General features: G+C 64.6%; 15 protein-coding genes and 1 tRNA gene. 10 read left to right on the forward strand and 6 right to left on the reverse strand.

Annotation, left to right across the window (positions count from 1 at the left end; genetic code table 11):
• Positions 1 to 78 precede the first annotated feature (78 nt).
• Both AB0H22_RS11785 and AB0H22_RS11790 read right to left on the reverse strand, forming a co-directional pair.
• Positions 79 to 312, reverse strand: a complete 234-nt coding sequence (locus AB0H22_RS11785; RefSeq protein ID WP_358146676.1) for a hypothetical protein — start codon at positions 310 to 312, stop codon at positions 79 to 81.
• A 66-nt stretch (positions 313 to 378) separates the two neighbouring features.
• Positions 379 to 972, reverse strand: coding sequence for a TetR/AcrR family transcriptional regulator (locus tag AB0H22_RS11790; protein ID WP_180752248.1), 594 nt, complete (start codon positions 970 to 972; stop codon positions 379 to 381).
• A gap of 128 nt (positions 973 to 1100) precedes the next feature.
• On the opposite strand from AB0H22_RS11790, the gene AB0H22_RS11795 reads away from it, so the two are divergent.
• The 8 genes from AB0H22_RS11795 to AB0H22_RS11830 all read left to right on the forward strand — a co-directional run bounded on the left by AB0H22_RS11795 (position 1101) and on the right by AB0H22_RS11830 (position 7912).
• Positions 1101 to 1172 (forward strand) — tRNA-Gln (locus tag AB0H22_RS11795).
• Positions 1173 to 1187: 15 nt separating this feature from the next.
• On the forward strand, positions 1188 to 2669 hold the full coding sequence (glmU, locus tag AB0H22_RS11800) for a bifunctional UDP-N-acetylglucosamine diphosphorylase/glucosamine-1-phosphate N-acetyltransferase GlmU (protein WP_180751985.1): 1482 nt from the start codon (positions 1188 to 1190) through the stop codon (positions 2667 to 2669).
• 161 nt (positions 2670 to 2830) lie between these two features.
• Entirely contained in the window at positions 2831 to 3817 is a 987-nt protein-coding gene (locus AB0H22_RS11805; RefSeq protein ID WP_180751984.1) for a ribose-phosphate diphosphokinase, read from the forward strand.
• A complete protein-coding gene (locus AB0H22_RS11810; protein WP_358146677.1) occupies positions 3810 to 4478 on the forward strand; it encodes an LpqN/LpqT family lipoprotein in 669 nt (222 codons plus the stop codon). Before AB0H22_RS11805 ends, AB0H22_RS11810 begins: the two co-directional genes overlap by 8 nt.
• A gap of 98 nt (positions 4479 to 4576) precedes the next feature.
• Complete coding sequence (locus AB0H22_RS11815; protein WP_358146678.1) at positions 4577 to 5461, forward strand: oxidoreductase; 885 nt, start codon at positions 4577 to 4579, stop codon at positions 5459 to 5461.
• A 147-nt stretch (positions 5462 to 5608) separates the two neighbouring features.
• Entirely contained in the window at positions 5609 to 6262 is a 654-nt protein-coding gene (locus AB0H22_RS11820; RefSeq protein WP_180751981.1) for a 50S ribosomal protein L25/general stress protein Ctc, read from the forward strand.
• 36 nt (positions 6263 to 6298) lie between these two features.
• Positions 6299 to 6865 carry an aminoacyl-tRNA hydrolase gene (gene pth / locus AB0H22_RS11825; protein ID WP_180752247.1) on the forward strand — a complete coding sequence of 189 codons (567 nt, stop codon included), beginning with the start codon at positions 6299 to 6301 and terminating at the stop codon, positions 6863 to 6865.
• Between the two features lie 30 nt (positions 6866 to 6895).
• Complete coding sequence (locus AB0H22_RS11830) at positions 6896 to 7912, forward strand: beta-ketoacyl-ACP synthase III (protein ID WP_180751980.1); 1017 nt, start codon at positions 6896 to 6898, stop codon at positions 7910 to 7912.
• A gap of 72 nt (positions 7913 to 7984) precedes the next feature.
• Here AB0H22_RS11830 and AB0H22_RS11835 read toward each other — a convergent pair whose 3' ends face one another.
• The 3 genes from AB0H22_RS11835 to AB0H22_RS11845 form a co-directional block, all read right to left on the reverse strand.
• Positions 7985 to 8335, reverse strand: a complete 351-nt coding sequence (locus tag AB0H22_RS11835) for a hypothetical protein (protein WP_358146679.1) — start codon at positions 8333 to 8335, stop codon at positions 7985 to 7987.
• The gene (locus AB0H22_RS11840) at positions 8336 to 9985 is read right to left on the reverse strand and encodes a fatty acyl-AMP ligase (protein ID WP_180751978.1); all 1650 of its coding nucleotides are present in this window, start codon (positions 9983 to 9985) and stop codon (positions 8336 to 8338) included.
• A gap of 292 nt (positions 9986 to 10277) precedes the next feature.
• A complete protein-coding gene (locus AB0H22_RS11845) occupies positions 10278 to 11222 on the reverse strand; it encodes a 4-(cytidine 5'-diphospho)-2-C-methyl-D-erythritol kinase (RefSeq protein ID WP_358146680.1) in 945 nt (314 codons plus the stop codon).
• Between the two features lie 89 nt (positions 11223 to 11311).
• Here AB0H22_RS11845 and AB0H22_RS11850 point away from each other — a divergent pair, with 89 nt between their 5' ends.
• The gene (locus tag AB0H22_RS11850; protein WP_180751976.1) at positions 11312 to 12202 is read left to right on the forward strand and encodes a helix-turn-helix domain-containing GNAT family N-acetyltransferase; all 891 of its coding nucleotides are present in this window, start codon (positions 11312 to 11314) and stop codon (positions 12200 to 12202) included.
• Here the strand turns inward: AB0H22_RS11850 and AB0H22_RS11855 are convergent.
• A complete protein-coding gene (locus tag AB0H22_RS11855) occupies positions 12199 to 12861 on the reverse strand; it encodes a TetR family transcriptional regulator (RefSeq protein ID WP_358146681.1) in 663 nt (220 codons plus the stop codon). The genes AB0H22_RS11850 and AB0H22_RS11855 overlap by 4 nt on opposite strands.
• Before the next feature lie 248 nt (positions 12862 to 13109).
• Between AB0H22_RS11855 and AB0H22_RS11860 the strand changes: the two genes are divergently transcribed.
• The coding region (locus AB0H22_RS11860) for an MmpS family transport accessory protein (RefSeq protein WP_358146682.1) at positions 13110 to 13309 on the forward strand (200 nt) is incomplete at its 3' end.

Below are 13309 nucleotides of genomic sequence, written 5' to 3' on the forward strand. Positions count from 1 at the left end.
AGTGGTCAACCCCAACAAGTTAAATTCTAGGTGATCGATGCATGTCACGCACTGCTTCGACCCGACTGCGCCATTCCGTCACGGGATCCAGATACCCGACCCAGAGCCGCCGACAACCAACCACGGCGAGGCCTGCGGAACCTCCGGTATGAACTCACGGTTCGGTGTCGAATGCAGTTCGGCATTGCCCGGTTTCACGCACACCCGCGCGGTCAGCGGGCCGGTGCACTCGTCCGCCAGCGCAGCGGGCGCACCGAACAGGCCGAAGCAGATCGCGGCTGCCACACCAAGGGTGAGACGTAAACCCGTCACAACCGACCGCCTCCTTCACGAACCACTCGTTATGTCGAACGGTGTGCTGCTCCCGAATGTTCCTGCTCACTCATCCTGGAGCTGCGGATCGGCTTCCAAATGCTTCAGGCCATGCCAGCACAGGTTGACGATATGAGCCGCCACCACTTCCTTCTTGGGCTCCCGGGCATCCAGCCACCACTGGGCCGTCATCGACACCTGCCCCACCAACGCCTGGGCGTACAACGGCGCCATCTCGGCGTCCAAACCGCGGCGCTGGAAGTCGCCCGCGAGGATGCTCGACACCTGGCTGACCGCATCGTTGAGCAGGCTCGAATACGTCCCCGAGCTCACCCCGGGCGGCGAGTCCCTAATCAGGATCCGGAAGCCGTCGGTGCGGTCCTCGATATAGCTCAGCAGGGCCAACGCCACCTGTTCGAGTCGCACCCGTGAGCGATAACTCGTCAACGACGAGGTAATGCCGTCCAGTAGCACCGACATCTCGCGGTCCACCACGACGGCGTAGAGCCCCTCCTTGCCGCCGAAGTGCTCGTACACCACGGGTTTGGACACCCCGGCTCGCTGGGCAATCTCCTCGATGGAGGTGGCCTCGTACCCGCGTTCGGCGAACAACGTCCGCGCCACATCGATCAGCTGGCGGCGCCGCTCCGAACCGGCCATCCGGACACGAGGAGTCCGTCCGGGGCCATCGGACTTGTTAGGTACCGCCATGTGCCATCACTTTCTCGGCCCCTCGACGGCCACGTGGCCGAGCTCGGTGGTCGACTACAGTCTTCATTCTGTAGCAGTCCGTCGTGGTGTAATCGGCAGCACCTCTGATTTTGGTTCAGATAGTTCAGGTTCGAGTCCTGGCGACGGAGCAGTAAGGAACAGAAATGCCAGACGAAACCGCTGTCATCGTGCTGGCGGCGGGTGCCGGCACCCGCATGTGTTCGGATATCCCCAAGGTGCTGCATACCCTCGGCGGCCGCTCCATGCTGGCACATTCGGTACATGCCGCCGCCAGCGTGAATCCCGCGCATCTGGTGATCGTGTTGGGGCACGACCGCGAACGCATCGCCACCGCCGTAGACATCCTCGCCGAATCGCTCAACCGCACGATCCACGTCTCCGTGCAGGAACAGCAGCTCGGCACCGGGCATGCCGTGGCCTGTGGCCTGCAGGCTTTGCCCGCGAATTTCCGCGGCACCGTCATTGTCACGTCCGGCGATATCCCGTTGCTCGACGGGAACACGCTGGCGGAGTTGATCAGCCGACATACGGCCGAACCCGCCGCCGCCACGCTGCTGACCACCACGCTCGGCGACCCCACCGGCTATGGACGCATCCTGCGCACGCAGGACCGCGAGGTCATCGCGATCGTCGAGCAGACCGACGCCACCGACAGCCAACGTGCCATCGGCGAGGTCAACGCCGGGGTGTACGCCTTCGACATCGAGCCGCTCCATGCCGCATTGGCTCAGCTGCGCTCGGACAACGCGCAACATGAGCTCTACCTGACCGATGCCGTCTCGATCATCCGCCAGAGCGGAAAGGTGGTGCACGCCAACCATGTCGACGACAGCGCCCTGGTGGCCGGCGTCAACGATCGCGTGCAGCTGTCCGAGCTGGGCGCCGAGCTGAATCGGCGGATCATCCGCCACCATCAGCGCGCCGGAGTCACCATCGTCGACCCGTCGAGCACCTGGATCGATGTCGATGTCCGGATCGGTCAAGACGCCACCATCGCACCCGGTACCCAGTTGCACTCGCAGACCGTGATCGGCAGGCACTGTCACATCGGCCCCGACAGCACCCTCATCGATGTCACCGTTGGCGACTCGGCAACGGTGATCCGCACCCACGGCCAGGGCGCCACCATCGGCGCGCGATCGGTCATCGGGCCTTACACCTATCTGCGGCCGGGCACGGTGACCGGCGAAAGCGCCAAGCTCGGCGCGTTTGTCGAGGTCAAGAACTCCACGATTGGCCGGGGCACCAAGGTGCCGCACCTGACCTACGTCGGCGATGCCGATATCGGCGAGCACAGCAATATCGGGGCGTCCAGCGTGTTCGTCAACTACGACGGAGAGACCAAGCGGCGCACCGTGATTGGCTCGTACGTGAAAACCGGCTCGGACACCATGTTCGTGGCCCCGGTGACCGTCGGCGACGGTGCGTACACCGGAGCCGGGACGGTCATCCGCGAGGACGTGCCGCCGGGCGCGCTGGCGGTGTCGGCCGGCACGCAACGCAATATCGAGGGCTGGGTGACGCAGAAGCGCCCGGGTAGCGATGCAGCCAAGGCCGCCGAACAGGCCACTGGCCCGGCCGAGCGCGCAAGTACGCACACATCCGTCGACAACAGTGGTGCGTAATTGCGCGCTCGCGGGGAGGGGTTTCGACACCTGGCGTTCAAATTCCGGCAACCCACTCCCGGGCGGCCGGAAAAGGTCCGTACCATTACCCCGACGAGGCGGTACCCGACCCGCCCTCGTCAAAGCCCACGATACGACCTACCAAGAGGACTAGCTGCGCCGTGAGCACCGACTGGACGGATAACCGCAAGAATCTGATGCTGTTCTCGGGTCGTGCGCACCCTGAGCTGGCCGAACAGGTCGCCAAGGAGCTCGACGTCGAGGTGACCGCGCAAATAGCGCGAGATTTCGCCAATGGCGAGATCTTCGTGCGGTTCGAGGAATCGGTACGCGGCTGCGACGCGTTCGTCCTGCAGTCACATCCGGCGCCGTTGAATACCTGGCTGATGGAACAGCTGATCATGATCGATGCGCTCAAGCGCGGCAGCGCTAAGCGGATCACCGCGATCCTCCCGTTCTATCCCTATGCCCGCCAGGACAAGAAACACCGCGGCCGCGAGCCCATCTCCGCTCGCCTGGTGGCCGACTTGTACAAGACCGCCGGTGCTGACCGCATCGTCACCGTCGACCTGCACACCGACCAGATCCAGGGCTTCTTCGACGGCCCGGTGGACCACATGCGCGCCCAGTCGCTGCTGTGCGGGTACATCGCCGAGCACTACGTAAGCAACGGCGAGGACGTCGTGGTGGTCTCCCCCGACTCCGGCCGTGTGCGCGTCGCCGAGAAGTGGGCCGACTCGCTGGGTGGCGTGCCGCTCGCCTTTATCCATAAGACCCGTGACCCGCGGGTCCCCAACCAGGTCAAGGCCAATCGCGTCGTCGGTGACGTGACCGGTAAGACCTGCGTCATCACCGACGACATGATCGACACCGGTGGCACCATCGCCGGAGCGGTCGGACTGCTGCACGAGGCAGGCGCCAAGGACGTCGTGATCGCCGCGACGCACGGTGTGCTGTCCGATCCCGCCGCCGAGCGTCTGGCCAATTGTGGCGCCAGGGAGGTGCTGGTCACCAACACGCTGCCCATCGGCGAGGAGAAGCTCTTCCCGCAGCTGACGGTGTTGTCCATCGCCCCACTGCTCGCCAGCACCATCCGCGAAGTCTTCGAGAACGGTTCGGTAACAGGACTTTTCGACGGTAATGCGTAGCGCCGCACTGGTTGCCGCGTGCCTGATGGCGCTCACGGGAACCGGGTGCGGATCGAAACAACCTGAACCGCAAGCCGTTTCATCAGACGGCTCGGCATCAAACAGCCCGGCATCGAACAGCTCGGCTGCACCCACCAGCACTGCGCCGACTTCGATGAACGAATACCTGCAGAGCCTCGGCGTCAAGGTCATCCCGTTGTCACCGGATGCCGTCGCGAGTATCCGCATCGAGGTGCCGCTGCCCGCCGGGTGGGAAAATCTCGGCCCGCTCGATCCCGCCTACCTGATCACGGACAAGCCCAGCGATGCCGATCAGGGAAGAACACCAAGCGCAGTGATCTACCTCATCAAACTGGATGGCCCGCTCGATGCCCGCAAGGCGATCACCGAGCACGGCTTCGCCGACGCGCAGAACACCCAGAACTTTCAGAAGATCTCCTCATCCCTCGAGGACTTCCAGGATTATCCGTCGGCCGCCATCGAAGGCACCTACGACAACCAGAACGTGCGTGTGCACGCGTGGAACCGGGACGTCATCGTGCCCGCTGGCCCGATCCACTACCTCGTGCAACTCACGGTGACGACGACGGAGGCGCAGTCCGCGGCGCTGGCAAAGGATGTCGCCGCCCTCACCGAGGGACTGAGAATCACGAAGCGTTGAGGCTCCGGACAAACACGAGCTGATCCAAAAAGGCATCGACTTCGGTCTCAAAGGTCATGATCTCGACGTTATCTCCGGGAAGCCTTAGGGTCGCTGTCGTGAGCACATGGACCGCCAAGGATCTGCCGTCGTTCGAAGGTCGCACCGTCGTCATCACCGGAGCCAACAGCGGACTGGGCCTGGAGACCGCACGCGAGCTAGCCCGAGTCGGCGCCCACGTCGTCATGGCGGTGCGTAACACCGAGAAGGGCAAGGCCGCCAAGGCTTCGATCGACGCCACCAGCACCGGCAGCACCGAGGTGCGCCAGGTCGACGTCGCCGATCTGGCCTCGGTGCGAGCCTTCGCCGATACCGTCGACAGCCTCGACGTACTGGTGAACAACGCCGGCATCATGATGGTCCCGCACACCACGACAGTCGACGGCTTCGAAAACCAGATCGGCACAAACCATCTCGGTGCGTTCGCGCTGACCAACCTGTTGCTGCCCAAGATCACCGACCGGGTGGTCGCGGTGGCTTCGGTGGCACACCGCGCCGGAAGCATAGACCTGACCGACCTCAACTACGAGCGCCGTCGGTACACCCGCACCGGGGCGTACGGTGCATCCAAGCTGGCCAACCTGCTGTTCACGAGCGAGTTGCAACGCCGCCTCACCATGGCGGGATCGCCGGTGCGTGCGGTGGTCGCTCATCCGGGTATCGCGGCGACCGAACTGCAATCTCACAGCGGGCACCCGATCTTCACCTTCGCCCTCAAGGCCGGGAATCTCTATGCGCAGGACGCCACACACGGTGCGTTGACGGTGCTCTATGCGGCATCGCAAGACCTGCCGGGCGATACCTACATCGGACCCGACGGCCTCTTTGAGGCGAAGGGATACCCCAAGAAGGTCGGCCGCAGCGGCAAGGCCAAGGATGCGGCCACCGCTCGCGGGCTCTGGGACCTGTCCGAGCAGCTCACCGGGGTATCCTTCCCGTCCTGATTGGCGTTCCGAACCCGCGCTGGGCTACTCTGAGCGGGCTGTCACGGCGAGGGTGGGTCCTTTTACCCACCGTTATCGACGGGATCATGAGCATCATCGTGATGTCCTTCCTGCGCCGTGCCTAACGAGACGCAAGGAGTCGACCACATGTCCAAGAAAAACGCCCCCAGCGGCAATAACCTCGACGTGACCGTCCGCCAGGACACCGGTAAGGGTGCCTCGCGCCGCGCGCGGCGCGACGGCCTGGTCCCCGCCGTCCTGTACGGCCACAACACCACCCCCGAGCACCTGAACCTGCCGGCCCGTGATTTCTCGGCCGTGCTGCGTAACTCCGGCACCAACGCGGTGCTGACCCTGAACATCGAGGGACGCGAGCAGCTGGCCCTCACCAAGACCATCGAGATTCACCCCATCCGCCGCAACCTGGTGCACGCCGACCTGCTGGTCGTGCGCAAGGGCGAGAAGGTCACCGTCGAGGTGAACGTCCACATCGAGGGCGATGCCGCGAGCGGCACCTTGGTCGCCCAGGACGCCAACACCCTGGAAATCGAGGCCGAGGCGCTGTCGATTCCCGACCACCTCACCGTGTCTGTCGAGGGCCTTGAGGCCGGTACGCAGATCACCGCAGGTTCGATCGAGCTGCCCGCGGGTTCCACGCTGATCTCCGACCCGGACACTCTCGTTATCAACGTGGTCGCCGCGCCGACCTCCGACGAGATGGACGCCGAGGGCGGCGGCAACGAAGGTGCCGGCGAGGCTTCTGCCGCAGGCGACGCCGCCGAAGCCAGCACGGAAGAGTAGGTCGAGTACGTCGTGCCCGACTTATCCGACGATGCCGTGCTGGTGGTCGGCCTGGGCAACCCCGGGCCGACCTACGCCAAGACACGGCACAACCTCGGATTCATGGTCGCCGATCTGCTGGCGGCCAAGGACGGCGCGACATTCAAGCCGCACAAGAAGTCCGGCGCCGAGGCGACGACGATTCGTCTCGGCGGCCGGGCCGTGAACCTGGCCAAGCCCCGCACGTTCATGAACACCTCGGGCCCCCAAGTTGCCGCGCTGGCCAAGTTCTTCTCGGTCTCCCCGGGGAATGTCATCGTGCTGCACGACGAGCTGGACCTCGATTTCAGCACCGTGCGGCTCAAAATCGGCGGCGGCGAGGGCGGCCACAACGGGCTGCGCTCGGTGTCCCAGTCATTGGGCACCAAGGACTACCTGCGGGTTCGTCTGGGCGTAGGCCGTCCGCCCGGACGCAAGGATCCGGCCGCCTACGTGCTGGAGAACTTCACCAAGACGGAGGCCGAGCAGGTGCCGCTGCTGTGCGAGCATGGCGCCGATGCGACGGAGCTCCTGGTTCGCCTCGGCCTGGAGGCGGCACAGAACCAGGTACACGCCTGGGGCTAGACGTCTGGATGTGCCCGCTATGGTCTCCTCATGACCGTGATAGCGGAGACCACCGGCGTCAACAAGATCGGCCTGCTCAGCCTGGGGACGTACCGTCCCGAACGCGTCGTCACCAACGATGAGATCTGCGAGCACATTGAGTCTTCTGACGAGTGGATCTACACCCGCACCGGGATCAAGACCCGTCGGTTCGCTGCCGACGATGAATCCGCCCAGACCCTGGCCATCGAAGCCGGACGCAAGGCCATCGCCAACGCCCTGCTCACCGGCGCCGAGATCGACGCGGTGATCGTTGCCACCAGCACCCACTACTTGCAGACGCCGGCGTCCGCCCCGGCCGTCGCCACCGTATTGGGCGCCCAAGGTGTCCCGGCGTTCGACCTGTCCGCCGGCTGCGCCGGGTTCGGGTACGCAGTGGGCGTCGCGGGCGACATGATCCGCGGCGGCAGCGCCAGCAAGGTGCTGGTAATCGGTACGGAAAAGCTCTCCCCCGCATTGGATATAACCGACCGCGGCAACTGCTTCATCTTCGGCGACGGAGCCGGCGCGGTTGTCGTCGGCGAGACCGCCGAACAGGGCATCGGCCCCACGGTGTGGGGCAGCGACGGAAGTCAAGCCAACGCTATTCGGCAGGACATCGACTGGATGGATTTCGCGGCCAAGCCCGAAGGCCCGCGTCCTTATCTGCGGATTGAGGGAACCTCGGTATTTCGTTGGGCGGCATTCGAAATGGGCAAGGTCGGCCAGCGCGCCCTGGAGGCCGCGAAGGTGGGCCCCGAGGACATCGACGTGTTTGTCCCGCATCAGGCCAACAGCCGGATCAACGAGCTGCTCGCCAAGAATCTGCACCTACGCCCGGATGCGGTGATTGCCAACGATATCGAGCACGCCGGCAACACCTCAGCCGCATCGGTTCCGCTGGCCATGGAGGGTCTGTTGTCGACGGGCGCCGCCAAGCCCGGCGATCTGGCGCTGCTCATCGGCTACGGTGCCGGACTGAGCTATGCCGCCCAGGTGGTCAAGATGCCACCGGTCCCATTCGAGTGATGCGCCCCTCGCGACAGTAACGCCACGCAGGCATTTCGGCTCGAACTCCTGCGTGGAGGTTACTGTGGGCCTTCAGAGCACGATGACGTCGTGCACGGCCGTGACATAAAAGGTACTCGAATCACGCCCTGCAGTTCCGTCACCGTCGGCACCGCTGACGACTACCCAGACATCTTCCAGCGGCCAGGTATCTCCGAACCAGATATCTTGCTCGACATCATTGCCGTGCCACGAGATTCGCGCGTGTTCCCCTTGGTCGGGGTCACTCGACAGCACCTCGATGATCTGCCCCAGTCGAAAGGCAGGATCGGCAGCACATACCTGAACCGCGTGGTCCCATAAGTGCTGCTGAGACGGAACACGGCGGGCCAGAAGCCAGACCAATGCTAGGACGGGCCCGCCGATGAGCAGGAGAGTCAGCACCTAGATGACGAGCGCCACCGAAGTCGACCTACGCAGCTTGCCCGACGGAGTCTTGGGAATGCTGCCCGGTCCGAGCACCACCACATTGCGCGGCCGCACATCGACCTCGGCGACGACCTCGTGAGCGACCTGCTGCTCGATCCGCCGAACCTCGTCCGCATTCTCGAATGCGTTGGACTCCACCACAACCGCGAAGGTCTCGCGCTGGTTCTTGGGATCGACTCCGGCCTCCAGGCGCACCGCGACGGCACAGCCGGGCCGCACGCCCGCGACGCGACCCGCGGCGCGCTCGATATCGGTCGGGTAGATATTGCGCCCGGCCATGATGATGACGTCCTTGACGCGGCCGCACACCACCACGTGCCCCTTTTCGGTGAGGTAGCCGAGGTCACCGGTGTTGTACCAACCGTGTTCGTCCTGTGCGTCCAGCAATCCGCCCATGGTGACGTAGCCGGGGGTTACCGACTCGCCGCGTAGTTCGATGACGCCAACGCCGCGCGGGGGCAACACGTTCAGATCCTCGTCGATGACCCGTGCCTCGATACCCGGCAGCAGCGGGCCCAGTGTCGCCAGGTGGCGCAGGTTTCCGCGGCTAGCGGGAACGGCACGGCGCAGAGCTGCCAGCAGGTCGGCATCGACCTCGTCGACGATGAGGCCACCGGCCTCGACCTCCGAGAAAGACACGGCCAGTGCGGTTTCGGCCATACCGTAGGCGGGCACCATCGCAGACCACTTGAACCCGAACGGCTTTCCGGCATCACACAGGTCCTTGACCACCGCCGGGTCCACCGGCTCGGCACCGGAGAGCACGAACCGCAACGTCGACAGATCGAAGTCGCCCGGCTTGGCTTGGTTACGCAACCGCTTGGCGAACAGCGAGTACGCGAAGTTCGGGGCAGCCGTCATAGTGCCCTTGTACTTGTCGATCAGCCTGCCCCACAACAGAACATCTTTCATGAAGTCCAGCGGGGTGATCTTCACCAGCTCGGCGCCGAAGAACATCGGCACCGTCAGGAAGCCGACCATGCCCATATCGTGGAACAGCGGCAGCCAGCTGACCATCACGTCCGACTCGGGCTTGTACTTGGAGGCGACGTACATGCCGTGCGCGTTGGCGTACAGGTTGCGGTGGGTGATCTTCACGGCCTTAGGAGATCCGGTAGATCCGGAGGTCAGCTGCATGAGCGCAACGGCGTCCTCGTCGACCTCGATGGGCTCGAGGGGCTCGGCATCCCACAGATCCTTGATGTGGACGACGATGACGCCCTTCTCCTCCAGCACCGGAGCGGCGGCATCGAACGGCGCGGACACGATGACGGCCTTGGCGTCGATCATCTCGACGACCTTAAGGGTGTCCTCGGCCCACACTGCCAGGTCGGTACGCGGGGTCGGCTGGTGCAGCATCGTCAGCGAGGCACCGCGCATCCACACTGCCTGGATCGCCGGGGCGATCTCGATGGGCATGCCAACCAACATGCCGATCGCATCGTCGGGGCCGAGGCCCGCTGCGGCCAATCCACCGGCGAGCTGCTTGGCGCGCTCGTGCACCTGCTTCCAGGTGTGCCGAACAGGAGTATCGGGTTCTCCGGTGACCATGCCCTTGACGCTGGACAGCGCGTTGGCGTACAGCTCGTCGGTAAACCTGCTCACAGTTTCCTCCTTGCCTCGGCCCGATTGGGCGAGTCACGCTTCCTTATCGGATGGTCCGCCACCGGTGCCGCGACGTGCAGTAGACACGCGCAGGCCTGGTAGCAGCGGATTCATATCGTTCAGGTGACAGTCCGGCTGCCTTCTTTTGGTCCGGTAGCATCTTAGGCTTTTCTTAATCAGCGACCAAACCCACTGTGATCTGGGCGTACGGCGTGTCGCGATGATCGGCGTGTTGGCGCAAACAGATCAAGGCACATAAGAAGCCGATGCCCTTCGCCCGAGAGGCTCATCGCTAGCCGTCGCTGCGTCCCCGCACCACCTGCGCACCGTGAACCGGCCCGCTAGCCACCCGGACCGTCCGGCACACACCCGCACCCGCCAGCTCGGCGCTCACCTGCAGCGCATCCTCGGCAGAGGTGCACAAGAACGCACAGGTTGGGCCCGAACCGGACACGATCCCCGCGAGAGCACCCGCGGACTCTCCTGCCCGTAGCGTCCGCCGCAGACCGGGGTTCAGGCTCACCGCCGCGGCCTGCAGCTCGTTACCGAGCAGCGGCGCCAATCGGCGCGCATCACCCGCGGCAAGTGCACCAAGCAATTCGTCAGACTCGTCAAGTCGCGGCGGATTGCCGTTCTCACGCAGCCGGTCGATCTCCCGGAATACGTCCGGTGTGGACAAACCACCGTCGGCGAAGGCGAACACCCAGTGAAAGACATTGCGCGCCAACACGGTGGCCAGCTGCTCGCCCCGGCCCGTGCCCAGCGCGGTTCCCCCATGCAGCGCGAACGGCACATCACTGCCCAACCTCGCGGCCAGCTGGTGCAGATCGCGGCGCGGGACTCCGGCCCGCCAAAGTTCGTTCATCGCGACCAGCACCGCTGCCGCGTCGGCGGATCCGCCGGCCATACCGCCCGCGACCGGAATGTCTTTGTTGATGAAGATCGAGACATCGGGAGCACGGCCGACGTGGTCGGCGAAGAGCTCGGCAGCCTGCCAGGCGAGATTGCGTTCGTCGGTGGGCACCGTGCCCTCGCCCTGCCCGACGACGTCGACGGACAACACATCGGCATCTCGAACCGTGACGTCGTCGGCCAGCGAAACAGCGTGGAAAACCGTGGTGAGCTCGTGGTAGCCGTCATCACGCAGGTCGCCGATGGCGAGATACAGGTTGACCTTGCCAGGCGCCCGGACGGTTACCGCGCCGGTAGGCAGCCAATCGGAGACGGTCTCGGACACGCCCATGAGGGTACGTTCTGGCGGCGCGAATGGCCGTTACCCGTCAAACAACGGAGACATCGCGGCTTTATCTGACTAAAGTCAGATAAATGACCGATGCCCTGGTGGACGGCCTGCGCAGCTTCAACAGAACCGTGACGCAGCGAATAGGAGTTCTCGAGAGCGAATATCTCGCACGCGACCGCCCCCTCGGCCAGTCGCGGGTGCTGTGGGAGATCGGCGCGAGGGGACGCGATATCCGCGAACTGCGCGCCCAACTGGGCCTGGACTCCGGATACCTCAGCCGGCTGTTGCGGGCGCTGGAAGGCACCGGGCTCGTCGAGGTGACCGCAGCCGAAGGCGATACCCGGGTGCGCACCGCACGCCTCACCGAAACCGGTCGTGCCGAACTGGACGAGCTCGATCGCCGTTCCGATGACCTGGCCCGATCGATCCTGGCACCGCTGAGCGCGAATCAGCGGCGACGGCTCGCCGACGCCATGGCCGAGGTCGAGAGACTCTTCGTGGCCTCGCAGGTTCAGGTCGGCATCGTGGACACCCGCTCCCCGGAGGCCCGCTCCTGCATCCGCGCCTACTTCGAGGAAATTGCCGCCCGGCTGGACAGCGGCTTCGACCCGGCACTGGCACTGCCCGCCGGCGATACCGAACTGTCCGCCCCTGCCGGGCTTTTCCTCGTCGCGAGCCTGCATGACCAGCCCGTGGGCTGCGGTGGGCTGAAACTGCCCCGTGACACCCCGGTCGCCGAGATCAAACGCGTGTGGATCTCCCCCAACGTCCGCGGCATGGGCCTCGGGAAGCGAATCCTCGCCGAACTGGAGCGGCAAGCGATGACGCACGGCGCCACTGCGATTCGCCTGGATACCAATCGGGCACTCACCGAGGCGATCGCGATGTACCGCTCGGCGGGGTATCACGAGGTCGCTGCGTTCAACGACGAGAGGTACGCGCACCACTGGTTTGAGAAACGGCTCGACGCCTAAGGCTCTTTCACGTACCCGATACACGTGGCGGCGAGTAGCCGGGTGAGCGTGCTGCCGAAATCGGTGTCCCAATCGTCCGGAAAGCCGGGCTCTTCGGCGAAATCATGTTCGAGACCCTCGGGAGGATGGGTGAACTGCCAGAGCATCCCGGCGAGCGCGAAGGCCGACGTGACGATGTCAAGGGCACTCTTGCGGTCGAGCTCGGGCGTCGACCGTTCTATTGCGTCGACGATCGTCATCGCGGCCGCTTGGTTGGCGCGCTGCGCCTCACGGACGTGGTCGATCTCCACTTCGTGTTCTAGGTGCAAATACTGACTACCCAGCAGGTCGCAGAACAACGGCGCCGCGATGAGAGCACCCGAGAGCGCGGCGCCAACATCTGCGGGTGATCGCTCCCCTGGGCCATTCAGCTTGGCGCACACCGAGTCCGATAGCTCAGCCATCCCCTCGGTCGCGAGCCGCAGTAACACCTCTTTATGTGAGCTGAAATAGCGGCGCACCGCGGAGTGATGGACACCCGCCCGATTGGCCACACCAGTGAGAGTGACCGACGCGACACCGGCCTCCAGCGCGAGCGAGCGCGCGGCTTCTACGATCGTTGCCGCACGTTGACGCTTGTTCTCCTCCGAACGTGCGCGCCGGAAATTGGGCTGTGTCATCCGTCTCAAGATAACGCACGGCGTGTGACTTGCGGGCCAATGAACCCGCTGGTAGGTTGTCCATAACGCACATGTCATGCGTTAAGAAATGAATGCTTCGTACGCTTTCACGTCAACGGTTCACTCCGACGTGCCGCGTGAAGCACTCGTTGTGCAGCTAGTCCGCGGTAAGCGATCTGTTCGACAGCAACGGGTGAAGGGGTCCTCCGATTCTCAGCGTTCTGAAGCGGGCTTGGATCCCGGTGGTGATGGTGCTCGTCATCGCCATTGCCGGCTTTGCGGTATGGCGAATTCGCGGCATTTTCGGTTCACAACAGTTGCCCACCTATGCCGGCAGCATGACCGACGACAAAAACAACTCCAAGCCCAAACGTGTGATGTACGAAATCTACGGTCCGCCGGGAACCGTCGCCGATATCAACTACATCGACAAAGAAGGGGAGCCCCA

The sequence above is a fragment of the Mycobacterium sp. NPDC050853 genome, assembly GCF_040653875.1.
GTDB lineage: Bacteria > Actinomycetota > Actinomycetes > Mycobacteriales > Mycobacteriaceae > Mycobacterium.